This window comes from Achromobacter xylosoxidans (assembly GCF_001457475.1).
In the GTDB taxonomy this organism is placed as follows: Bacteria; Pseudomonadota; Gammaproteobacteria; order Burkholderiales; family Burkholderiaceae_B; genus Achromobacter; species Achromobacter xylosoxidans.
In genome coordinates, this window is sequence record NZ_LN831029.1 from 1,425,461 (window position 1) to 1,448,722 (window position 23,262).

A 23,262-nucleotide genomic window follows, 5' to 3' on the forward strand; every position below is an offset into this window, starting at 1 on the left:
GAAGTACTCGCATGACATCCCCCCTCCTACGCCAGTTGGCGTCCAGCCTCACCCTGGGCGTGCTCGGCCTGTCCGCGGCCCATGCCCAGCCGCAGCCTCCCGCGGCCGGCCAGGCCGTGCCGTCGTTGTCGCCGGTGGTCGTGTCCGGCGAGTCCGTCACGCGCGGGCTCGATCCCGGTCCCCGGCGGATCCAGGCCGAACAACAGGCCGTGCCGGGTGGCACCAACCTGATCCTGCCGCAGCAGGAGGTGCGCCTGATCACGCTGCGTGATGCGCTCGACTACCAGCCGGGCGTGGTGGTGCAGGAATTCTTCGGCGGACTGGACCAGCCCCGGCTGAACATCCGCGGTTCCGGCATCCAGAGCAATCCCCTCAGTCGCGGCATCCTGCTGATGCAGGACGGCTTGCCGCTGAACGATGCCGACGGCTCGTTCGTCATCAGCCTGCTCGAACCTCGCAACGCGGGCCTGGTCGCCGTGCGGCGCGGGGCCAATGCGCTGGCGCCCGGCGCCACGACGCTGGGCGGTGAAGTCGACTTCCGGTCGCTCACAGGCACCCAGGGCGACCAGATCCGGCTTGGCACTGGCAGCTTCGGCACGCGTTCGGTCACCTTGTCCAAGGGCTTCGAGGACGAGCGCCTGGATGGCCGCTTCAGCTTCGGCTATGACAAGTCGGATGGCTATCGCCATCATTCGGCGTCCGAACGCTCTAGCTTCCAGGGCAATCTGGGCTTTCGTCGCGGGACTTTCGAGAACCGTACCTATCTGTCCTACACCGACCTCAGGTTCGACATTCCCCAGCCGGTGCCCAAGGCCCGCATGTATGCGGATCCGCGCGGCGTGCTGGGCGACGGCAATTCGCCGCAGGACCTGGCCAACAACGTCTACAACCGGGACCCGCACCGCGATACCAGCCAGTTCCGCATCGCCAACCGCAGCTACTGGGGCAGCGACGACTTGAACCAGACCGCCGGCCTTTATTGGCAGCGCACCAATGACGACTTCACCAACCCGCAGGTCGCCAACGTCACGGACGGCGATACCTACGGCCTGGCGTGGCAGCTGGCCGGCAAGGCGGGCAGTGTCGATTACCGCGTGGCGCTCGACTGGCAGCGTAGCAATATGGACCGCGATTTCTACGCCATCCGTCCCGCCGATGGCCGCCGCCTGCAACGCTTCGGCAACTATGCCTTGACGGCCGAGAACCGCAGCGCGCTGATCGGCCTGGATTGGCACCTCACCGGGCAGCTCAGCCTGGTCGGCGACCTGAAGTACACCCAGGCGGTGCGCGATGCGCGCGAGCGCGGCAGCGGCAAGACGCTGGACCAGGACTGGAACTACGCCACCCCGCGCCTGGGCATCGTCTGGCAACCGGCGCAGACGCAGCGCTGGTATGCCAACGTCAGCCGCAGCAACGAGGCGCCGACCTTCTGGGAAATCGTCAACGGCGAAGTGCCCGCGCCCATGAACCCGGCCACCGCCGTCACTTCCATGAGCAAGCTCGACCTGCAACGCGCGCTGACGGTCGAACTCGGCGGCGATGGCACCTTCGCCGTGGCCGGCCGTGACCTGCGCTGGACCGTGTCGCTCTATCGCAGCCGGGTGGAGGATGAACTCATGTCCGTCACCAACGCCAATGGCACGCCGGCCGGCACCTACAACTACCGCGGCCGTACCCGCCACCAGGGCATCGAAGCGGGCCTGTCCGGCAGCCTGCCGGCGCCGGGCGACGGCCTGCTGGACTACCGCGTCGCCTACACCTTCAGCGACTTCCGTTTCCGCGAGGGGGAATTCCAGGGCAACCGCATCGCCGGGGTGCCGCGCCACCTGCTGAGCGCCGAGTTGATGTACCGCAAAGGCGGTTGGCGCGCGGGGCCCAACCTGCGCTGGCTGATGAGCGACACTGAGACCAACCACGCCAACGCGCCGGGCACGCAGCAGAATGCCTATGCGCTGCTGGGTTTCAAGATCGCTTACGAGCATGATGCGCATTGGAGCGCCTACGTGCAGGCCGACAACCTCACCGACAAGACCTACGCCAGCAGCTACGCCATCCGCAACAGCGCGACGGCGGCCATGCCGATCTTCCTGCCAGGCAACGGCAGGGCGTTCAGCGCGGGCGTGGCCTACCGGTTCTGATGACCTATCCAGGCACCGCCATGAACACCTATCCCTTGCTGTTGATCCTGCACCTGCTGGCCGCCTTCGTCTTCGTCGGCACGGTGACCTTCGAGGTGCTGTTCCTGGAACCGGTGCACCGGCGCCTGCCGCCCGAGGTGCGCAAGGCGCTCGGCGCCCAGCTCGGCCCGCGCGTGCGCGGCACGGTGCCGTGGGCGGTGCTGGTGCTGTACCTGGCGGGCCTGGGCCTGGCGTCGCAATACCGCGGCGTGCTGGCGCATCCGGCCGGCTCGCCGCTGGGCATCCTGCTGTCGATCAAGATCGCGCTGGCGGCGAGCGTGGCGGTGCACGTCGTCACGGCCCTGGCGCTGGCCCGCAAGCGGCGGCTGACGCCGGCCGTGCAGCGGCGCATTCACATCAGCGTTTTCTGTCACATGGTCGGCATCGTGGTGCTGGCCAAGGCGATGTTCTATGTGACGTGGTGAGACACCGGGCGGCGTCGGCCGTAATGGGAAGGGCATTTGAATGCCTTCATCAATAATGATTACAATTCCCATTCCCGAAATTCACAAGGCGCTGACGCGACGGCCATGTCGTCCACGGAATCCCTGGAACACCGCGAGCTTGGCAGGCTGTACCGCGACCATCACGGCTGGCTGCGCGGCTGGCTGCTGCGGCGCCTGAACGTGCCGGCCGAGGCCGCCGACCTGGCCCAGGACACCTTCCTGCGCCTGCTGGCGTCGCCGGCATCGATGGCGCAATTGCAGGGCGTGCGGCAGCCGCGCAGCTTCCTGGCCACGGTGGCGCAACGCACGCTGGTCGACCACATCCGCCGCCAGGTGCTGGAACGCGCCTGGCTCGAAACCCTGGCGCAGCAGCCCGAGGCCAGCGCCATATCGCCCGAGACGCAGGCCATCCTGCTCGAGACCATCCGCGAGATCGACGCCATGCTGCACGGCCTGGGCGACAAGGTGCGGCGCGCTTTCCTGATGTCCCAGCTGGAAGGGGCCAGCTACGCCGAGATCGCCGCCCGCCTGGGCGTGACGGTCAGTTCCATCAAGAAGTACATGGCACGCGCCACCGAGCATTGCCTGGTGTACGCGCTGGCCCGGCAGTAGGCGGCCATGGCGGACAAGACCATCGCCGCGGCGGCGCAATGGTACGCGCGGCTCTGCGCGGACGACGTCAGCGCGGCCGACCTGGCGGCGCATGGGCGCTGGCTGGCGGCCGATCCCGAACATGCGCGCATCTGGGGGCAGGTGGAACGGTTGCGCGGCACGCTGGGAGCCGCGCCGGCGCGCCTGGCTGCCGACACGCTCAATCGTGCCGACCAGCATTTCTCGCGCCGCCGCGCGGCGCTGCGCAACGGACTGGGCGCGGTGGCGCTGCTGGGCGCCGGCGGCCTGGCGGCCTGGCGCGCCCTGCCGATGGAGCGGATGCTGGCCGACTACCGCACCGGGGCAGGCGAGCGCCGCGAACTGCGGCTGGCGGATGGCACCTTGCTCTGGCTGGACAGCGCCAGCGCGGTCGACGTGACCGTCGACGCCGGCCAGCGGCGCATCTTCGTGCATGCCGGCGAGATCCTGGTCGATACCGAAAACGTCCGTCCCGGCCTGCCGCCCTTGCGCGTGCTCACCGCGCACGGCGCGGTGCGTCCCCTGGGCACGCGTTTCATCGTCACGCGGCAGGACGACCTGACGCGGGTCGCGGTGCTGCGCCATGCGGTGGCGCTGGAACCCGCGACGGGCGGCGCGCCAGTGATCCTGAAGGCGGGCGAGCAGGGCACGCTGGCGCCTGCGGGGGCGCAGGCGGCCGGCGCCATCACCGGCGAGCCCGACGCCTGGACGCGGGGCCTGCTGGTGGTCGACAACTGGCGGTTGGACGACTTCATTGCCCGGCTCGACCGTTATCGGCCCGGGCTGCTGCGATGCGACGATGCCGTGGCGGCGCTGCGCCTGTCGGGGGCGTTTCCTGTCGACGACACCGACCAGGCGCTGGCCGCCGTGACGCGCGCGCTGCCCGTGAACATCGCGCGCTTTACCCGTTATTACGTCCGCATCGTCGCCCGCCGCTGATTTTTTTCGCTCGGCATTGTCCTTTTTCCGCGCTCGTCCGACTTAGCAGGGATTACGTCGGATCTGCCATACGGAAACCTGAGTCCATGCCTTCTGTACCCTTGCTTCGTCACTCCGCCAAACCCGCGCCCCTGGCGCGCGCCGTTGTCATCGCCTTGACCGCCCTGGGCGCCCTGGGCGCCACGCCGTCGGCGCAGGCACAGGCCGTTTCCAGCGCGCAGGCGTCGCGCCACTATGATGTGCCGCCCGGCCCGCTGGGCCTGGCCCTGAGCCGGTTCGCCGCCCAGGCCGGGGTGGTGCTGTCGTTCGATGCCACGCTCACCCAGGGCCGCCAGAGCGCCGGCCTGCAGGGCGACTATGGCGTGGCTGCGGGCCTGGCGGCGATGCTGTCGGGCACCGGGCTGGAGGCCGTCAATCAGGGCGGCAACCGCTATGGCCTGCGCGCCGCCAATGCGCAGACCCTGGCGCCGGTCGAAGTGCTGGGCGCGCGCGAACCCACGCCCAGCGAAGGCACCGATTCGTATACGGTCGGCGTATCGAACACCGCCACCCGGCTGCCGATGACGCTGCGCGAGACGCCGCAGTCGGTCTCGGTGATGACGCGCCAGCGGCTCACCGACCAGGGCCTGAACACGCTGGAAGACGCCATCGTCAACACCCCGGGCCTGACCTTCAAGAAGAAGGGCTCGGCCGACGACAACGAGAAGGGCCTGTATGCGCGCGGCATGGAGATCACCAACATGCAGGTCGACGGCGTGCCGACCCACAAGGACTTCAATGCCCTGGGGCTGGACACGGCGCTGTATGACCGCATCGAAGTGGTGCGCGGCTCCACCGGCCTGCTGAGCGGGGCAGGCAACCCGGCCGCCTCCATCAACCTGGTGCGCAAGCGACCGACCCGCGAATTCGAGGCCGGCGTCGGCGCCAGCGTCGGATCGTGGGACTACCGGCGCACCGAGTTCGACCTGGGCAGCCCGCTGGATGCGTCGGGCAAGCTGCGCGGGCGGCTGGTGGGCGCCTGGCAGGAGGGCGGCTCGTTCATCGACCGCGTCAAGCAGGATTCGCAACTGCTGTATGGCGTCATCGAGGCGGACCTGTCCGAGCGCACCCTGCTGACCCTGGGCGCGGAATACCAGCGCAAGAAGTGCACGGCGTGCTCGTACTTCGGCTTTCCCGCGTACTACGCCGATGGCTCCAAGACCGACTTCCGGCAACGGTTCAATTCCGCCACCAACTGGAGCCGCCAGGAACGCACGCGCTACAACGTCTTCGCCACGCTCGACCACGAGTTCTCGTCATCATGGAAGGGGTCGCTGACGCTGTCGCGCACCGGCGACGACAACGACCGCACCTATGGCTGGTTCAGCAGCAACGGCTGGGCCAACCCGCAGACCGGGCAGGGCGCCTCGGTCTGGGTCGCCAAATGGCCGATCCCCAAGACCCAGAACGCGCTGGACGCCAGCCTGAGCGGCGCGTTCGACGCGCTGGGCCGCCGCCACGACCTGGTGCTGGGCGTGAGCCTGTCGCGCACCCGGGGCGACTACGACACCTATCCGCTGTGGACCGCGCCCGGCTATGACCCGGTCATCCCGGACGTGCGCGCCTGGGATGGCGACATGCCGCAACCCCAATGGCAGGCGACCGGCAAGCGCTACTACACCGAGAAGCAGAACGCGGTCTATGGCGCATTGCGCCTGCGCCCGACCGACGCGCTGTCGCTGGTGCTGGGTTCGCGGATCACCTGGCGGGACCAGCAGGCCTCGTACACCTACAACGACGGCTCGGCCTATCCGGACAACATGCGCGAGCAGGGCGTGTACACGCCGTATGCTGGCCTGGTCTACGACCTGACGCCGACGCTGTCCGCCTATGCCAGCTACACCAGCATCTTCCTGCCGCAGCAGGCGCAGACCGTGTCGGGCAGCGGCATTGCGCCGATCAAGGGCAACACCTACGAAATCGGCCTGAAGAGCGCCTGGCTGGACGGCCGCCTGAACGGCGCGCTGGCGCTGTTCCGCACCCGCCAGGACAACTACGCCATGGTCGACGGCGACAAGCTGGCGCCCAATGGCGACAGCGCCTACGTCGCCGCCAACGGCGCCGTGCTGCGCGGCGTCGAAGCCGAGCTCAGCGGCGAACTCGCGCCCGGTTGGCAGATGCAGCTGTCGTACGCCTACGTCGATCGCCGCCTGCCGACGGGCTTCTCGACCCAGGTCGGGCTGCCGCGCCACATCGCCAAGCTGTACACCACCTACCGCCTGCCGGGCGACTGGAGCGCCCTGACCGTGGGCGGCGGGGTGCGCTGGGAAAGCCAGAGCGGTTTCACCAGCCGCGGCCCGGGCGGCCAGCAATTGGACTCGTCGCAGAGCGGCTACGCCCTGCTGGACCTGATGGCGCGCTACCAGTTCAACCGCCAGTGGTCGGCCACGCTGAACCTGAACAACGTGCTGGACAAGAAGTACTACGCCAGCACCAACATCTACAGCAACTACTACGGCGCGCCGTTCGGCGCGATGCTGGGGGTGAACTACCGGTATTGATCCGCGCCGGTCGGCGCGGCCGGCAACTGGCGGTTTTGGGTGGGGCCCGTTTGTGCCATAGTGGTGCCCCCCGAATCACTATTCCTGTCAGCCCATGCCGACCTCTTTTGCCTCGCTTGCCGCCGCGCTCCGTTCCCCGGTCACGTCAGCCGACGACGTGGAGACCCTCGACGCGTTCTTCCAGCGCCCCGAGGTCCGCGCGTTCTACGAGCAAGCCCAGGATCCGGCGCACACCGACGCCAGCCTGCGGTTCTGCGCCGAACTGCTGCCGTCGCTGTACCCCAGCCGGGCGGCGGCGCTGGCGCTGATGTGCGGTTCGCTGGTGGAGGATGGCGCCGATCCCGTGCTGCTGTTCCCCGCGTTGCAGGCGTTGCTGGGCCCGTGGTTGCAGACCCTGCGGCCGTATTGCGCGCTGGAGGTCGAGGATGACGACGCCGAGGTCGAGGAAGCCGACCGCCTGGCCTGGAAAGAGGCGGTGGCGCGGCTTGAAGCCATTCCCGAGGACCGGCGCTGGGAACTCGATGCGCAGGTCGCCGCCATCGACACGCTGGTGCTACCGATGATGGCCATGCTGATGCGCGACCAGCGCAATCACCAGGCCTTCGTCGCCGACGCCGAACTGATGGACCTGCTGTACGCCATGACCACGCTCAACGACAACCTGCCGTTCGAGCAGCTGCATTACCTGTGGCTGGCCTCGCGCATCAGCTACGAGGAAGAACTCGTGGTGGTGTTGCCCACATCCGGCACGGGCTTCGTGGCGCGGGCGCACGGCATCAACAACAATTTCCACGCCTTCACGCTGTTGCAGAACCTGATGCGGGACCGCGTCCAGGCCCTGGGCGTGCGCCGCGAGATCGCCGCGCGCGAACCCGACGCCGAACGCGACAGCGCCGATTTCCAGTGGCTGCAGGCCGATGCCTATGCGCAGGGAAAGCTGGTCAACGACATGCGTTTTGCCTGGGGCGAAGCGGCGCTGCGCGACAATCTGGCCCGGCATGGCAAGCGGGTGCTGATCGCGTTGGAGACGGAAGAGGGCATGCAACGCAACTGGTCGGGTTTCAACGGCGCGATCCATGATGCGCAGCAGCCGTCGATGACGTTCGTGCGTTATCTGACGCCGGATGAGGTGACGGCTTACCTGGCCTGACGGCTTCAGTCCGCCTGGCGCGGCGGCTGTGCCGCTGCCCGCCATACTTCGAGGAAATGCCGTTTCTTGAGCGGATCCAGGTACACCAGCAACCCCACGCCCAACGCCACCGGCCGCACGCCGGCGGCCGGCACGACCGAGGCGCTGACCGGCCGCATGCCGGATTGGCGCGCGATCATGTCCTGGCCGCGCGGCGACAGCAGGTAGTCGAGGAAGCGCGCGCCCAGGTCGGGGCGCGGGGCCTGGCGCGGGATGATGGCCGAGCGCGACAGCATCAGGGTGTAGTCCTGCGGGTAAATGATGGCCAGCGGCGCGCCCTGGTCGATGCGGTGACGGGTGTATGACTCCAGCAGGTTGTAGGCCAGCGTGATTTCGCCGCGTTCGAGCTTGTCGAGCGCGTGTTCGGTCGACTCGTGCACGCCGACGCCGTTGCGGCCGAAGGCGGCCAGCAGCGCGCCGGCCAGGCTGTCCAGGCGCGCGTCCTGGGTGGCGGCCAGGTAGCCGATGCCGCTGCCTTCGACGTCGTAGGTCGAAATCCGGCCGGCCAGCGGCTGGTCGGGCGCCTGCAACAGCGCCAGCAACTCACGGCGCGTGCGCGGCACGCGCGCAGCGTCCAGGCGGCGGGTGTCGTAGACCATGACGATGGGGTCGGTGCCGATGCTGAAGACCTCGTCGCGCCAGTTGGCCCAGGCGGGCAGGGCGCGGGTATCCGGCGAAACGTGCGGCTGGGCATGGCCGTCGTTGACCAGCTTGGTCTGCAGGTCCATGGCGCTGCTGATGACCAGGTCGGGGCCGGCCTTCTCGCGCGGCGCCTGCGCGGCGCGGGTGGCGACTTCGGCATACAGGGCCTGGGTCGACAGCTCCGTGTATTCCAGGCGCACGTCGGGGTTGAGCTGGCTGAAGTCCTCCAGCACGCCGCGAAACACCTGCACGCTGTTGGAGGCGTGCAGCACCAGCACGTGTTTGCTGTCGGCCGGGCCCAGCGTCAGGCCGTCGGTGCTGGTCTCGGCGGCCTGGCCAGCGCTGGCCAGGAGCAGGGCAATGCCGGCCGTTGCCAGGCGCGCGAGGAATGGAAATCTAGGCATCATGGGCGCTGGCGGGCAGGAGGACGACGGCTTCGAGGCCGCCGCCGGGGCGATTGCTGAGACTGAGCCGACCGTGGTGGATGTCGACCACGCGCTTGATGATGGACAGCCCCAGGCCGGCGCCGGGCGTGCGCGGGTTGGGGCCGCGCGAGAAACGCTCGAAGGCGCTTTGCGCCAGCGCGGCGGGGATGCCGGGCCCCTGGTCGGCCACGGTGATGCGCCAGCCGGCGTCGTCGCGTTCGAGCCGCACGTCGATGTGGCCATCCGCCGAGGCGCCATGGCGCAGGGCATTGTCGATCAGGTTCTTGAAGGCCTCGCGCAGCATCAGGCTGTCGCCCGCGATGCGGGGCGGCGCGCCCTCTTGCGCGTCGGGCAGTTGCAGCCGCACATCGGGCTGCGGGTCGGCCTGCGGCACGGTGTCGTAGACGGCCTGCGAAAGCAGCTCGGCCAGGTCCACGGGACCGAACTTGCGCACGTTGCTGCGGTGGATGACGCTGGCGTCGCTGAGCAGCTGGTTCACCAGCCGCGACAGCTTCTCGGCATTGCGCAGCACCGCCAGCAGGCTGCGGCGCTGTTCGGCCGGGTCTTCTTCGTCCAGCGCCACTTCCATCTGCGCGTGCAGCGCCGCCAGCGGCGTGCGCAGCTGGTGCGCGGCCTCGGCGATGAACAGGCGCAGGGTGTCGAGGTTCTCGGACAGCCGCGCCATGAAGCCGTCGAGCGAATGCACCAGCGTGTCCAGCTCCTCGGGCACGGGCGCGGCGATCGGATGCAGGTCGGCGGCGCTGCGCGCGGCCAGTTCGCGCTCGATGCGCTGGATCGGCGACAGCGAGCGCTGCAGGCCCCAGTAGGCCAGCGCCAGCGCCGCGGCGGTGAAACCGATCAGCGTCAGCGTGCCCTGCCACAGGATGCTCGCGGCCAGCGCGTTGCGCGCTTCGCGCGTCTGCGCGACCTGGATCAGCGCCGTCTCGGTGGCGCGCGGGCCGGCGATCTTGCGCTCCATCCACGCCACCCGCACCGGCTGGTCCTGGTAGGTGGCGGTGAACAGTTGCGTGTCGGCGTTGGCGTTGGCGTCGGCGCCGTGAGCAGGCGGGGCAGGCAGGTCGGCGTAGCCGGAAATCAGCGCGCCATCGGCCGCTGCCACGCGGTAGAACACACGGTCGCGCGGCGCCTGTTCCAACAGCGCGAGGGCGGCGTACGGCATGTCCATCTGCCACTCGCCCTGTACCAGCTGCAGGCTGTCCGCCATCGACAGCACCGAGGCCCGCAGCAGTTGGTCGTAGGTGGTGTCGGCCGTCTGCTGCGCATAGCCGCGCACCAGCAGGTACAGCGTGCCCAACCCCACCACGAACAGCGCCAGCAGCATCGCCAGCAGGCGCCGGCGCACGGAAATGCGGCGGGACGGCACCGGCTCAGTCCCGCGGCGCCGCGTCGGCGTCGGCATCCTCGACCGCCTTCAGCAGGTAGCCGGTGCCGCGCTGCGTCTCGATGCGCAGCGGCGAGCCTTCCAGCTTCCTGCGCAAGCGCGCGATGTAGACCTCGATGGCATTGGGCGCGGCATCATCATCGAACGCGAAGAGTTTGTTGGCGATCTCGGCCTTGCTCACCGCGCGGTTCATGCCGGCCAGCAGGATCTCGAGCAGGCTGTACTCCCGCTTGGGCAGATCGATGCGCTGCCCCGCCAGGCTGACCTGCCGCGCCGCGCTGTCGATCACCAGATCGCCAAACCGCAACACCCCTGCCGCCTGCACGCTGGGCCGCCGCAGCAACGCCCGGCAGCGCGCTTCCAGTTCGCGGAAGTCGAACGGCTTGGCCAGGTAATCATCGGCCCCCGTATCCAGCGCATGCACCCGATCCTCGATATCGATGCGCGCCGTCAGCGCCAGCACCGGCGTCTTGCTGCCCCGATCCCGCAACCGATGCAGGATCTCGAACCCCGACATGCGCGGCAACCCGATATCCAGGATCACCAGATCGAAGGTCTCGTACTGCAACACCCCATCCGCGCTCAACCCATCCTTCTGGCAATCGACGGCATGCCCAAGACGACGCAGCCGACGCACAAGCGCGTCGGCCAGGTCCTCATCATCTTCGATCACCAGAATCCGCATGCGCGAGATTGTCGCATAGCGTCCCCAGCCACCCATGGCCCCCGCCGCCACATCCGTCCCCCTGTAACGCCCTGTCATAGCGCCCCGCTCCCCACCCGCGCGCAGCGCACACCGCCACGCAATCCCCCACCGCGTATGCCGTTTGGGCCGCCCGCGCGGCCCAAAAAGGCGGGCCGCCACCACTCCCCATGCCGCCGAGGTCCAGCAACGCATCAAACCCAGAAACCGGTAGTCCGGGGCGGGCGGGTGTCGCGGGGCGCGCCGTCAGATGCGCCCGACGGAATCCGAAGGAGTCGCCGTAGGCGAGGACGAGGATGAGGAAGGGGCAGTCCGGAGCGAACGCTCCGGACCGCAATCGCAGGCGCGCCCCGCGACACCCGCCCGCCCCGGACGGCCTACATCTCCTTTGTCACCCACTCCCCACCCGACCCCGGCCCCCAAAAAACGACAGGTTCCAGACAGCTTTTCTTCCTAGTCTTCCGCCCCAGCGCCCCGAGCGCAAATAACAACGAGCCCGGAGATACCCCCTCATGCTATTGACCCTGCTTGGCTTCGGCATGGTGATCACGTTCATGACGCTGATCATGACCAAGCGCCTCTCGCCCCTGGTGGCGCTCATCCTTGTTCCGATCATCTTCGCCCTGCTCGGCGGCTTCGGCGCCGGCATCGACAAGATGATGCTCGACGGCATCCGCAAGATCGCGCCCACCGGCGTCATGCTGATGTTCGCCATCCTCTACTTCGGCGTGATGATCGACGCCGGCCTGTTCGACCCCATCGTCGGCCGCATCCTGCGCGCGGTGAAGGGCGATCCGCTCAAGATCGTGGTCGGCACCACCGTGCTGGCGCTGGTCATCTCGCTGGACGGCGACGGCTCCACCACCTACATGATCGTGGTGGCCTCGATGCTGCCGCTGTATCGCCGCCTGAAGATGAACGCGCTGTCCATGACCTGTCTGGCGATGCTGGCCAGCGGCGTCATGAACCTGACGCCGTGGGGCGGACCGACCGCGCGCGCCGCCAGCGCGCTGCACGTGGACGCCGGCGACATCTTCGTGCCGCTGGTGCCGGTGATGGGCGTGGCCATCGTCGCGATCCTGTTGCTGGCCGTCTTCCTGGGCCTGCGCGAACGCCGCCGCCTGGGCGTGCTGTCGCTGCCCGACGGCGCCGCGCTGCAGGCCGGCTACGACGAGGACGGCCCCAAGAACCTGCCCGAGATCGAAGTCGACCACGACCTGCGCCGCCCCAAGCTGCTGTGGGTCAACGCCGGCCTGACGCTGGCGCTGATGGTGAGCCTGGTGATGGGCGTGCTGCCGCTGCCGGTGCTGTTCATGATCGCCTTCGCGGTCGCGCTGATCATCAACTACCCGAACCTGGCCGAGCAGCGCCGCCGCGTGGCGCAGCATGCCGGCAACGTGCTGTCGGTGGTGTCGCTGATCTTCGCGGCGGGCATCTTCACCGGCATCCTGTCGGGCACGGGCATGGTCGAAGCCATGTCGCGCAGCCTGCTGGCGGTGATCCCCGACGCGCTCGGGCCGTATCTGGCCGGCATCACCGCGCTGGTCAGCCTGCCGTTCACCTTCTTCATGTCGAACGACGCCTTCTACTTCGGCGTGCTGCCGATCCTGAGCGAAGCGGCGCAGGGCTATGGCATCTCGCCGGTGGAAATGGCGCGCGCGTCGCTGATCGGCCAGCCGGTGCACCTGCTCAGTCCGCTGGTGCCCTCGACCTACCTGCTGGTGGGCCTGGCGGGCGTGGAGTTCGGCGATCACCAGCGCTATGCGCTCAAGTGGGCCACGATGGTGTGCCTGGTGATGCTGGCGGCCGCGCTGGCGTTCGGTCTGTTCCCCCTGGTCGGCGCCGTCGCCTGACGGCGGCGCCTTCCCACGTTTCTTGAAAGGAGAACGTTCATGGCTTTGCGCATTGCCTACGTCACCAGCGGGATGGGCCACACCGGCACCGCGATCTGCCAGGCGCTGCACCAAGCGGGCCACCGCGTCATCGCCGGCTGCGGGCCGCGCTCGTCGCGCAAGGACCACTGGCTGAAGGAACAGAAGTCGCTGGGCTACGACTTCATCGCCTCCGAAGGCGACGCCACCGACTGGGCCTCGACCGAGGCGGCCTTCGCCAAGGTGCGGCGCGAGGTCGGCGAGATCGACGTGCTGGTCAACAACGCCGGCGCCATGCTCGACATGCGCTTTCGCCAGATGAGCCAGGCCGACTGGTCGGCGGTGCTGCGCAGCAACCTGGACACGCTGTTCAACAGCACCAAGCAGGTGGTCGACAGCATGGCCGACCGCGGCTGGGGCCGCATCATCAACATCGGCTCGGTGGCGGCCGAGAAGGGCCAGATCGGCCAGATCAACTACGCCACCGCCAAGGGCGCGGTGATCGGCTTCACCCGCTCGCTGGCGCAGGAAGTGGCGGCGCGCGGCGTCACCGTCAACCTGGTGTCGCCGGGCTTCATCGCCGACGACACCGTCAAGGCGTTCCCGCCGGCGCTGCTGGACCGCATCATCGAAAGCGTGCCGGTGGGCCGCCTGGGCACCGCCCAGGACCTGGCCGGCCTGTGCGCCTGGCTGGCGTCGGACCAGGCGGCGTTCGTGACCGGCGCGAACTATGCGATCAACGGCGGCGTGTACATGAGTTGAGCGGGCGCCATCACCCCCGATTGATCGATACCCCGCCATCCACCAGCAGTGCCGTGCCGGTGGTGAAGCTGGACGCGTCCGACGCCAGGTACAGGGCGGAGCGGGCGATCTCGGCGGGGCTGGCCAGGCGCTTGAGCGCGTGCAGGCTCTCAATGTAGCGGCGCGCCTCGGGCGAGTCCATCGAGGCGCGGCCCATCGGCGTGTCGGTGCCGCCTGGCAGCAGGGCGTTGGCGCGGATGCCCTGGGCGCCATATTCGGCGGCGATCGCCTGGGTCAGGCCGATCAGGCCGGCCTTGCTGGCGGCATAGGCGCCCATGCCGGGAAAGCCCGCCGTGTGGCCGACGAAGGTGGACGTGAAAACCAGCGAGCCGCCGCCCCGCCGCAGCATCGCCGGGATCTGGTGGCGCGCGCCGAGGAAGGCGCTGCTCAGGTTGGTGTCCAGGATCTGGCGCCATGCGTCGGGCGGAACCTGGTGCAGGGGCAGGGCGTCGCCGGTCATGCCGGCGTTGTTGAAGGCGATGTCCAGTCCGCCGAAGCGACGCTCGGCGAGGGTGACGGCGGCCTCGGCGACGGCCTCGTCGCGCACATCGCCGGCCAGCGGCACGGCGTGGCCGCCATCGGCTTCGATGGCCGCGACCAGGTGTTCCAGTTCGGCCTGGCGCCGCGCCACCACCACCAGGCTGGCGCCCTCGCGGGCGAACAGCTTTGCCGCTTCGTAGCCGATGCCCGAGCTGGCGCCGGTGATGATGGCGACTTTGCCGGTCAGTTGATGCATGGTGAATCCTTGTAGGTAAATGACCTGGCGACGATAGGCAAGCCGCGATGCGCCGGCTATCCGGATCTTGCGATGGGGCCGGGCGCGCCAATTGCTGACATCGTCCCGACGTCCGCGCATGCCTGCGCGTGGCGCTGTGCAGAAGGACTGAACGCCATGGAATCGATCTGGGTGATCGGCGATGTGCATGGTTGCCGCGACTCCCTGGATGCCTTGCTGGCGCGTCCCGAGATCGCCGACGATCCGCGCTGCCGGTTCTGGTTCGTGGGCGACCTGGTCAACCGCGGGCCGGCGTCGGCCGCGACATTGCGGCGGGTCAGGGCGCTGGGCGAGCGCGCCACCGTCGTGCTCGGCAATCACGACCTGCGGGCGCTGGCGGTCGCCGCCGGCTGCCTGCGGCCGGGCCGCCGCGATACGCTGGACGAGCTGCTGCGCGCGCGCGACGCCACGTCGCTGCTGGACTGGCTGCGCCGGCAGCCGTTGCTGCACGCCGAAGCCGGCCACCTGCTGGTGCACGCCGGCCTCTATCCGCGCTGGGATCCTGCCACGGCGATGGCGCGCGCGCGAGAGGTCGAGGCGTTGCTGCGCCATCCGCGCTGGCGCCAGCACCTGCCGCGGATCCGGGGGCCGTCGCCGCTGTCCTGGCGCGACACGATGTCGGGCGCGGCCAGGCTGAGGTTCATTGTCCGGGCGTTCACCCAGATGCGGCTCTGCCGCCCCGACGGCACATTGGCGCCGCACGCCAAGGCCGCGCCGGGACGCTGGCCATCCGGCATGCTGCCCTGGTTCGACGTCCCGGGCCGGCAGGCGGGGCCGGCTCCAGTCCTTTTTGGCCACTGGGCAACGCTGGGATTGCTGGTGCGGTCGGACGTGGTGTGCCTGGATACCGGGTGCGTATCCGGCGGCGTATTGACAGCCCTGCGCCTGGCTGACCGCAAGTTGCTTCAGGTGGGGCGCGAGGCGTTGTGGCCCGTGCCTGCCTGAATGTGGCCGGCGCAGCGATTCAGATAGTCCAGCAGTTCGCCGGGATCGGCAGGCTTGGTGAAATAGCGGTCGAAGCCGGCGATGCGTCCGCGCTCGAGGTCTTGCGGGCTGCCGTAGCCGCTGAGCGCGACGATCACCAAGCCTGCTGCCCAGGGTTCGCGCCGCAGCCGTTGGCAAAGGGTGTAGCCGTCCAGTTCCGGCATGCTGATGTCGAGCAGGACGATGTCCGGCCGGTGCGCCTGCGCCAGGGCGAGGGCCGTGCGCCCTTCGAGCGCGGTATGGACCTGGTGGTGGTCAAGCCTGAGGATTTCCGCCAGGGTTTCGACAGCGTCCCGATTGTCGTCGGCCAGCAGGATGGTCAAAGGCCGCGGTGGCATTGGCGGGCCTGTTTCCTTGGTTCCGGGCTGCGGGCTTTGCGATAGGGGGCCGGCCGTATCCTGCCTGGGCGTGCGGATCGTCACGGATGGAGTCCTCCTCAACCTGTTGCTGGCAGCTTAGTTGCTGTGGTCGGACGGATGCTTCACCTTTGTTTCACTAAATTTCATGCTATGCCGTCATCCCGTGGCCGGTGAGATGCCCGCAAACCAGTGCATGCGCACTGGCCAGCGGCAGAACGCGCCGCTCTCCCGGAGCGGCCAGAAGCGGCGATGCCGGCAAGGTAATGGGCGCTTACATCTTCGGCGCGGCCAGATTATCAGAGGCATTCCGGCGCGGCTCGCGACCGGGCACGGCATTTGCTAGCCGTTGGCACGGCTTCCGTTCCGGTGAGCCGCCCGACTGAGGTTCATACCATGCTTCCCATACGCAAAGCGGTTTTCCCCGTTGCTGGCCTCGGCACGCGCTTTCTGCCCGCGACCAAGGCCATGCCCAAAGAAATGCTGCCCATCGTCGACCGGCCGCTCATCCAATATGCCGTCGAGGAGGCGGTGGCCGCCGGCATTACGGAGCTGATCTTCGTGACCGGCCGCAACAAGCGCGCCATCGAAGACCATTTCGACCGCGTGCCGGAACTGGAGCGTGACCTTGAACTGAAGAACAAGGCCGTGCTGCTCGATAGCGTGCGCAATGTCATTCCGGAAACCGTGAAGTGCGTCTATACCCGCCAGCCCGCCGCCCTGGGACTGGGCCACGCCGTGCTGTGCGCCGCCTCGATCGTGGGCAATGAGCCGTTCGCGGTGCTGCTGGCGGACGACATGATCGACGCCGAAACGCCCGTCATCGGCGAGATGATGAAGGTGGCGCGGGAGTTCGACGGCAGCGTGATCGCGGTGCAGAAGGTGCCGCCGGCCCACACCCATCAGTATGGGATCGTCTCCGGCGCGCAGGCCTCGTACGGGGTGCTGCGCCTGACCGGCATCGTCGAGAAGCCGCGGCCCGAAGACGCGCCGACCGACCTGGGCGTGGTGGGACGCTACATCCTCGATCCCGCCATCTTCCCGGCGTTGCAGGCGACCCGGCCGGGCGTCGGCGGCGAAATCCAGCTGACCGACGCCATCGCGGCCCTGCTCGAGCGGGGGCGCGTGTTTGGCTACCAGTACGAGGGTCAACGCTACGACTGTGGCAGCAAGGAGGGCTTCTACCGCGCCACCATGGAGATGGGCCGGAAGTATCACGGCCTGGGGTGAGCGGCCGGGGTTGATTCAGGCGTGGTCGTGCGGCGGCGTCAGCCATGCAAGGGGCATGTTTCTTGCTGGCGCGGCGTTACACCAATTCGACTTTCGCGAGGCAGACATGGCCCCTCAAATTCCCTCCGACGAGCGCTACCGGCTGTTGGTGGACGCGGTGATGGACTATGCCATCTACCTCTTGGACGCCAACGGCCTGGTGAGCAGCTGGAACCCCGGGGCCGAGCGTTTCAAGGGCTACGCCGAGCACGAAATCCTGGGGCAGCACTTCTCCGTCTTCTACACCGAAGAGGATCGCGCCGCCGGCGCGCCCGAGCGCGCCCTGGAAACGGCATTGCGCGCTGGACGGTTCGAAACCGAAGGCTGGCGGGTGCGCAAGGATGGCAGCCGCTTCTGGTGCAGCGCGGTGATCGATCCGATCCACGACGGCCAGGGTCGGCTGGTGGGCTTTGCCAAGATCACCCGGGACATCACCGAACAAACGCTGCGCCGCGAGGAATCCCAGGCCGCGCGCGATGCCATGCACCAGGCCCAGCGAATGGAGGCCATCGGCCGCCTGACGGGCGGGGTGGCGCACGACTTCAATAATTTCCTGACCGCCATCCGGTTTTCCGCCGAGTTCATGAAGCGGTCCCCGGACCTGCCGGCCTCGGCCACGCGTTACCTCGGAATCATCATCGATACGACCGAGCGTGCCGCGCAGCTGACCCGCAAGCTGCTGGCGTATGCCAGGAAGCAGCCGCTGCAGCCGCATGTGTTCGATGTGCGCGAAACCCTGGCGTCGTTGCGTCAGTTGTTCGAAGCGTCGCTGGGGTCGAGCATCGCCCTGAGCTATGAACTCGGGCCGGGCAATTGCACGATTTCCGCGGACCCGGGCCAGCTGGAATCGGCCTTGCTCAATCTCGTGATCAATGCGCGCGATGCGATGCCCGCGGGCGGGCAGCTGACGATATCGGTGCGGCACGTCGATGGCAGGCCCGCCGCGAACGGCGCTCCCGGCCAACCCGGGCCGCAGGTGGCGCTATCGGTACAGGACACCGGGGTCGGCATTGCCGACGATGTGGTGGCGCATGTCTTCGAGCCGTTCTTTTCCACCAAGAGCAAGCACCAGAATTCGGGGTTGGGGCTGAGCCAGGTCCAGGGCTTCGTGCGGCAATCGGGCGGCGATGTCGCGGTGCGCAGTAAAGTCGGGCAGGGCACGACGTTCACGCTGTACCTGCCCGCCGCGACGGCGGCCAGCGCGGTGGCCGGGCCGGTCGACGCGGACGTCGCCGCCCGGGTCACGACGCGCAAGGCCGTCCTGCTGGTCGAGGACAACCGCATGGTCGGCGAGGTCGTGTCGACCTTGCTGACCGATCTTGGCCAGGACCTGACCTGGGCCACCGATGCCGAGAGCGCGTTGCGCATGTTGCAAGAGAAGCAGGGGCGTTTCGATATCGCCATCCTCGACATCGTGTTGCCCGGCATGGACGGGGTGCAATTGGCTGAAATGATCAAGGCGCAATGGCCGGCGATACGGGTGGTGCTGGCAACCGGTTACAGTGAAGCGTTGGCGGGGCGCGATGCCGGGGCGCTGGAGGTCATGCAGAAGCCTTATTCGATCGAAGCCCTGACGCGGCTGTTGGCCGCGCATTAGTGCGTCCGGCGCGCACGCTTCATCCATGGAGACCGATATGGACCTGGCGGATTTCATCGAAGCCAATCTGGAAGCCCTGATCGACGACTGGGTGGAATATGCCATGGTGCTGAACCAGGGCAAGCACCGGCTTACGGCCGTCGAGTTGCGCAATTCAGGCGCCGAGCTGCTGACCAGGGTGGCCGCCAACATGCGCCAGGCGCAGACTCCCCTGCAGCAGCGGCAAAAATCGCATGGCGCCAAGCGCGAACAGGACAGCGCCTTTGACACCGTTTCCATGTTGCACGCCGACGACCGCCTGTCACAGGGGTTCGGCATCAATGAAGTGCTGGCGGAATACCGGGCGCTGCGCGCCAGCGTGTTGCGCCGGTGGGAACACAGCGCGCTCGCCGGTCCGCAGGCCTTTCAGGAAATGATCCGCTTCAATGAGGCGATCGACCAGGGCTTGACCGAGTCGGTCCGCCAGTTTTCCGAGCGCACCGAACGCATCCGCGACCTGTTCGCCGGCGTGCTGGCGCATGACCTGCGATCGCCGCTGGGCGTGTTGCTCAATTCCGCGGAGATCCTGTCGCGCGACCGCAATCTCTCGCCGGCCAGTATCCGTGCCACTTCGTACGTGCAGCGCAGCGCGGTGCGCATGAAGTGGATGATCGATGACCTGCTGGTGTTCGCGCGGACGCGGCTGGGCAGTGTGTTGCCGGTGGCGCTTTCCGAGCAGGACCTGGCGCGGATATGCCGCCACGCGGCTGAGGAGATCGGCGCGCTCTACCCGGAGGCCGTGATCCGCGTCGAGTGCCCGGAGAACCTGATTGTCCGCTGCGATCCCGGACGTATCGGCCAACTGTTGTTCAATCTGCTGTCCAATGCCGCTCGCTATGGCGCGGGCGAGATCGAGTTGACGGCAATGGCCGAGCCGGCCGGTTGGGTGTGGCTGGAAGTGGCGAACGAAGGCCCGCCGATTCCGCGACGCGCCCTGCCCACGCTGTTCGACCCGCTGACGCGGGTCAGCAGCGCCACGGGCAGGACTGGCATGGCGGCGGGAATCGGCCTGGGCCTGTATATATGCCGGTGCATCGCCACGGCCCATCAAGGCGTCATCGACGTCAGGTCGGGCGAGGATCGCACCGTTTTCACGCTGCGGATGCCAGTCGCGCCCCAGGCATCCTGACGCGCCGGCTCGGCCCGCGCATGCGGCCATGCCGCGCCGTGCCAAAATCGGCGTTTCCCATTCCCTCCCGATCCGAGGAATACCATGCCGATCCGCTCCTGCCGCGCCCTGGGCGCCGGTGCCATGGCCTTGGCCCTGCTGGCTGGCTGCAACAAGAAGACGGAGTATCCGCCCGAGGTGCAACGCACCACCTACAACTCCTGCATGCAGGGTTTCAAGGCCAAGGCGCCGGCCGCCGCGCGCGACGTCGACGCCAAGGCCAAGGACTATTGCCAGTGCGTGCTGGACGGACTGCAGGCGAAAGTGCCATTGGAGGATTTCCTGCGTTATGACCAGTTGCTGGCTTCGGGGGCGGCCCATGCCGAGGCCGAGTTGCGCGGCGGACGGGTGATGACGGTGGTGAACGCCTGCCTGGAGCGCATGCCGCGCTCCTAGCTGGCTAGCAGGCTCAGTCCTTCAGGCCGAGACGGCGCGCCAGCTTGTGCAGGTTGCTGGAATCGATGTCGAGCGCCCGCGCGGCGCCGGCCCAACTGCCCTGGTGCGCGTCCAGGGCGCGCCGGATCGCCTGGCGCTGGCAGGCATCGACCGCGGCCCGCAGGGTCTGGGCGGCGCCGGCCGGCAAGGCGGGCGCTTCGGGCGGGGGCGCGGGCATGGCGACATCGTCCAGGTCCAGCAGGCCGGGGCCCAGCGTGACGATCTCGTTGCGATGGGCGCCGTGGCTCACGGCCTTGATGGCGGCGCGGCTGATGACATGTTCCAGTTCGCGCACGTTGCCGGGCCAGCGGTAGCGGCTGAGCATGTCCTCGGCCTCGGGCGACAGGCGCAGGCTGCGCAGCCCCAGCCGCGCGCGGTTCAGTTCCAGGTAGCGGCCGGCCAGCAGCAGCACGTCGCGGCCGCGCTCGCGCAGCGGCGGGATCGGCACCGGATAGACCGAGAGCCGGTGATACAGGTCGGCGCGGAAATCGCCCTGGCGCACGCGATCGCGCAGGTCGCGGTTGGTGGCCGCGACGATGCGCACGTCGACCGTGCGCGGGCGGTCGTCGCCCAGCCGCTGGATTTCGCCGTTCTGCAGAGTGCGCAGCAGCTTGGCCTGCACCGCCAGCGGCAATTCGCCGACCTCGTCCAGGAACAGCGTGCCGCCGTTGGCGGCTTCGAAACGGCCCGGCCGCTCGGTCAGCGCTCCCGAGAATGCGCCCTTGGCATGGCCGAACAGTTCGCTTTCGGCCAGCGATTCGGGCAGGGCGGCACAGTTCACGTGCACCAGCGGCTTGCCGCGGCGGCGCGATTGGCGATGCACGCGATGCGCGAACAACTCCTTGCCGACGCCGGTTTCGCCCAGCAGCAGGATGGGCAGTTCGGAGTCCGCCACCACCTCGATCTCGTGCAGCAGGCGGGCGATGGCCTCGCTCTGCCCGAGGATCTCGCTGTCATCGGCCAGCGCGCTGTCGGCCGGCAGCGCGCCGCGGGCCACGCGCAGCGCGCGGGTTTCGGCCTCCAGGCGCGTCACGCGCAGGGCGGCCTCGACCAGCACGATCATGTCGCGCAGATCCGATTGCGCCTCGGCGTCGAAGGTGCCGACCTCCAGCGCGTCCAGCGTCAGTACGCCCCAGGGCTGGCCTTCGATATGCAGGCTGGTGCCCATGCAGTCGTGCACCGGCAGCGGTTCGCCGGCCATGCCGTTGATCAGCCCGTCGTAGGGATCGGGCAGGGTGCTGTCGTGATGGAAACAGGTGACGCCGCGGCGCGCCAGGATGGCGGCCAGCCGCGGGTGCTGCTGGACCGCGAAGCGGCGGCCCAGCGCATCCTGGGTCAGGCCATCGACGGCGACCGGCCGCAGGTGGTCGGCCTCCAGTTGCAACAGGGCGACCGCGCCACAGCGGAAATGGGCGCGCAGGCCGGCCGCCAGCCGCTGCAGGCGGACGGCGGCGGGCAGGTCCACGACCAGGTCGGTAAGCAACAGGTTCTGCATGGGTCAATCGTACCCTTGGGGGTGATAAATACCGCAAGCGCGCCGGGTGGTTTTTACCCTTTAATTTTCAAATCATTGATTTGGCGCAAGTTTTTCCTGGCACGGATCTCGCTACTGATCAGACACCCTCATGAAGCATGGAGAAACGCGATGAGCATGGTTGAACAGTCCCTGGGCCAGCTGGCCCGCAGCATTCCCGGCGCCACCCAGGTGTTTCACGAATATCAATTGGATTTTTGCTGTGGCGGCAAGAAAAGCCTGGCCGAGGCCGCGGCGCAACGGTCACTGGATGCGAGCCAGATCGAGGCGCGGCTGCTGGCGCTGGCCGGCGCGGCCTCGGACGAGCGCGACTGGAGCCAGGCAAGCCCGGCCGACCTGATCGATCACATCCTGGCGCGCTATCACGAGGTGCACCGGCAGCAGCTGCCCGAATTGATCCGGCTGGCGATGAAGGTGGAACAGGTGCATGCGGACAGTCCCGACTGCCCCACCGGACTGGCCGATCACCTGCGCGATATGCACCAGGAACTGGAAAGCCACATGCAGAAGGAGGAACAGGTGCTGTTCCCGATGCTGGCGCGCGGCCATGGCGCCATGGCGGTCATGCCCATCACCATGATGCGCATGGAGCATGATGACCACGGTGTGGCGCTGGAGCGCCTGATGGCCCTGACGCATGACCTGACGCTGCCACGCGCCGCCTGCAACACCTGGCGCGCGCTGTACCTGGGCATCGGCACGTTCAAGCAGGACCTGATGGCCCACATCCACCTGGAAAACAACATCCTGTTCGAGAACGCCGAGGCCGAGGCGGTCCGCCCGCGCGGCTAGTCGGCGCCGCCAGCACGGCCGGCGCGCGGACACATGCGCGCCGGCTCCCTGGCCCGCCGTGGCGGCGACGGATGCGCGGCGCGTGGGCCCGGCGGTTTCAGCGGTCCTGTGGCGGGATGCCGCGCAGCGCCTGCCGCAGCGCGGCGTGGGCGGCCAGGTCGGCCGGCCGGTGCTTGCGCTCGGCCGCCGCCGGATACCTGCCCAGGAAATTGCCATTGCGCCGGTCGGTGGCGGGGCGCACCGGCCGCGGCGCAAAGCCGCCGCCGCAATTCGGGCAGACGTTGCCGAGCACCTCGTCGGCGCAGCGCGCGCAGAAGGTGCATTCAAAGCTGCAGATGCGGGCCTCGGTCGAGGCCGGCGGCAGGTCGGCGTCACAATGTTCACAGCTGGGGCGCAATTCGAGCATGGCGGTCCTCTCCGAACGGTCGGTCCGCCAGCATACCCGCGCCCCGGCGGCGCGCCCATCGCGCGCGCGGACAGGCAACGGGCGGAAACGGCCACGTCCGGCAGACCGCTCCCGGCGCGCGGACGCCTGTACACTCGGGCAT

General features: G+C 68.5%; 21 protein-coding genes. 14 read left to right on the plus strand and 7 right to left on the minus strand.

Translation table 11 applies throughout. From position 1 onward, the window contains the following. The first annotated feature begins 11 nt into the window (after positions 1-11). From AT699_RS06515 to AT699_RS06540, 6 genes are all read left to right on the plus strand, one after another. On the plus strand, positions 12-2,138 hold the full coding sequence (locus AT699_RS06515) for a TonB-dependent receptor family protein (RefSeq protein ID WP_024068038.1): 2,127 nt from the start codon (positions 12-14) through the stop codon (positions 2,136-2,138). A gap of 20 nt (positions 2,139-2,158) precedes the next feature. Continuing rightward, complete coding sequence (locus AT699_RS06520) at positions 2,159-2,602, plus strand: CopD family copper resistance protein (protein WP_054505117.1); 444 nt, start codon at positions 2,159-2,161, stop codon at positions 2,600-2,602. Between the two features lie 105 nt (positions 2,603-2,707). Further along, positions 2,708-3,235 (plus strand): sigma-70 family RNA polymerase sigma factor, encoded by a 528-nt coding sequence (locus AT699_RS06525; RefSeq protein WP_020924792.1) that lies wholly within the window; start codon positions 2,708-2,710, stop codon positions 3,233-3,235. Positions 3,236-3,241: 6 nt separating this feature from the next. Further along, entirely contained in the window at positions 3,242-4,192 is a 951-nt protein-coding gene (locus AT699_RS06530; RefSeq protein WP_024068040.1) for a FecR domain-containing protein, read from the plus strand. Positions 4,193-4,278: 86 nt separating this feature from the next. Further along, positions 4,279-6,732 (plus strand): TonB-dependent siderophore receptor, encoded by a 2,454-nt coding sequence (locus tag AT699_RS06535; RefSeq protein WP_024068041.1) that lies wholly within the window; start codon positions 4,279-4,281, stop codon positions 6,730-6,732. A gap of 94 nt (positions 6,733-6,826) precedes the next feature. Beyond that, positions 6,827-7,882 (plus strand): hypothetical protein, encoded by a 1,056-nt coding sequence (locus AT699_RS06540; RefSeq protein WP_054499433.1) that lies wholly within the window; start codon positions 6,827-6,829, stop codon positions 7,880-7,882. A gap of 5 nt (positions 7,883-7,887) precedes the next feature. Here AT699_RS06540 and AT699_RS06545 read toward each other — a convergent pair whose 3' ends face one another. Genes AT699_RS06545 through AT699_RS06555 form a run of 3 tightly spaced genes read right to left on the minus strand, consistent with a single transcriptional unit; the run spans position 7,888 to position 11,075 of the window. Further along, entirely contained in the window at positions 7,888-8,970 is a 1,083-nt protein-coding gene (locus AT699_RS06545; RefSeq protein WP_058207257.1) for an ABC transporter substrate-binding protein, read from the minus strand. Next, positions 8,960-10,408 (minus strand): sensor histidine kinase, encoded by a 1,449-nt coding sequence (locus AT699_RS06550; protein ID WP_058207258.1) that lies wholly within the window; start codon positions 10,406-10,408, stop codon positions 8,960-8,962. Before AT699_RS06550 ends, AT699_RS06545 begins: the two co-directional genes overlap by 11 nt. Further along, positions 10,377-11,075, minus strand: a complete 699-nt coding sequence (locus AT699_RS06555; RefSeq protein ID WP_049055169.1) for a response regulator transcription factor — start codon at positions 11,073-11,075, stop codon at positions 10,377-10,379. The genes AT699_RS06550 and AT699_RS06555 overlap by 32 nt, the downstream gene beginning before the upstream one ends. 530 nt (positions 11,076-11,605) lie before the next feature. On the opposite strand from AT699_RS06555, the gene AT699_RS06560 reads away from it, so the two are divergent. After that, entirely contained in the window at positions 11,606-12,946 is a 1,341-nt protein-coding gene (locus tag AT699_RS06560) for a CitMHS family transporter (protein ID WP_024068046.1), read from the plus strand. A gap of 39 nt (positions 12,947-12,985) precedes the next feature. Then, on the plus strand, positions 12,986-13,726 hold the full coding sequence (locus AT699_RS06565; protein ID WP_024068047.1) for an SDR family oxidoreductase: 741 nt from the start codon (positions 12,986-12,988) through the stop codon (positions 13,724-13,726). Positions 13,727-13,736: 10 nt separating this feature from the next. Here the strand turns inward: AT699_RS06565 and AT699_RS06570 are convergent, their stop codons facing one another. Next, complete coding sequence (locus AT699_RS06570; protein ID WP_006389165.1) at positions 13,737-14,501, minus strand: SDR family oxidoreductase; 765 nt, start codon at positions 14,499-14,501, stop codon at positions 13,737-13,739. Between the two features lie 156 nt (positions 14,502-14,657). Between AT699_RS06570 and AT699_RS06575 the strand changes: the two genes are divergently transcribed. Then, complete coding sequence (locus AT699_RS06575) at positions 14,658-15,485, plus strand: symmetrical bis(5'-nucleosyl)-tetraphosphatase (RefSeq protein WP_024068048.1); 828 nt, start codon at positions 14,658-14,660, stop codon at positions 15,483-15,485. On the opposite strand, the gene AT699_RS06580 is transcribed toward AT699_RS06575, so the two are convergent. Further along, positions 15,446-15,862 carry a response regulator gene (locus AT699_RS06580; protein WP_081247764.1) on the minus strand — a complete coding sequence of 139 codons (417 nt, stop codon included), beginning with the start codon at positions 15,860-15,862 and terminating at the stop codon, positions 15,446-15,448. The two genes, AT699_RS06575 and AT699_RS06580, sit on opposite strands and share 40 nt — an antisense overlap. A 414-nt stretch (positions 15,863-16,276) precedes the next feature. Between AT699_RS06580 and galU the strand changes: the two genes are divergently transcribed. The 4 genes from galU to AT699_RS06600 all read left to right on the plus strand — a co-directional run bounded on the left by galU (position 16,277) and on the right by AT699_RS06600 (position 20,349). Further along, on the plus strand, positions 16,277-17,110 hold the full coding sequence (gene galU, locus AT699_RS06585; RefSeq protein WP_024068050.1) for a UTP--glucose-1-phosphate uridylyltransferase GalU: 834 nt from the start codon (positions 16,277-16,279) through the stop codon (positions 17,108-17,110). Between the two features lie 106 nt (positions 17,111-17,216). After that, positions 17,217-18,746, plus strand: coding sequence for a PAS domain-containing sensor histidine kinase (locus AT699_RS06590; protein ID WP_024068051.1), 1,530 nt, complete (start codon positions 17,217-17,219; stop codon positions 18,744-18,746). Between the two features lie 25 nt (positions 18,747-18,771). Continuing rightward, on the plus strand, positions 18,772-19,914 hold the full coding sequence (locus tag AT699_RS06595; protein ID WP_307190327.1) for a sensor histidine kinase: 1,143 nt from the start codon (positions 18,772-18,774) through the stop codon (positions 19,912-19,914). Positions 19,915-19,998: 84 nt separating this feature from the next. Continuing rightward, positions 19,999-20,349, plus strand: a complete 351-nt coding sequence (locus AT699_RS06600) for a hypothetical protein (protein ID WP_024068053.1) — start codon at positions 19,999-20,001, stop codon at positions 20,347-20,349. A gap of 13 nt (positions 20,350-20,362) precedes the next feature. Here AT699_RS06600 and norR read toward each other — a convergent pair whose 3' ends face one another. Beyond that, positions 20,363-21,883 (minus strand): nitric oxide reductase transcriptional regulator NorR, encoded by a 1,521-nt coding sequence (gene norR / locus AT699_RS06605; protein ID WP_024068054.1) that lies wholly within the window; start codon positions 21,881-21,883, stop codon positions 20,363-20,365. Between the two features lie 150 nt (positions 21,884-22,033). Here norR and ytfE point away from each other — a divergent pair, with 150 nt between their 5' ends. Then, the gene (gene ytfE, locus AT699_RS06610; protein WP_006389173.1) at positions 22,034-22,714 is read left to right on the plus strand and encodes an iron-sulfur cluster repair protein YtfE; all 681 of its coding nucleotides are present in this window, start codon (positions 22,034-22,036) and stop codon (positions 22,712-22,714) included. Between the two features lie 97 nt (positions 22,715-22,811). Here the strand turns inward: ytfE and AT699_RS06615 are convergent, their stop codons facing one another. Continuing rightward, entirely contained in the window at positions 22,812-23,120 is a 309-nt protein-coding gene (locus AT699_RS06615; protein WP_006389174.1) for a DUF1272 domain-containing protein, read from the minus strand. Positions 23,121-23,262 lie beyond the last annotated feature (142 nt).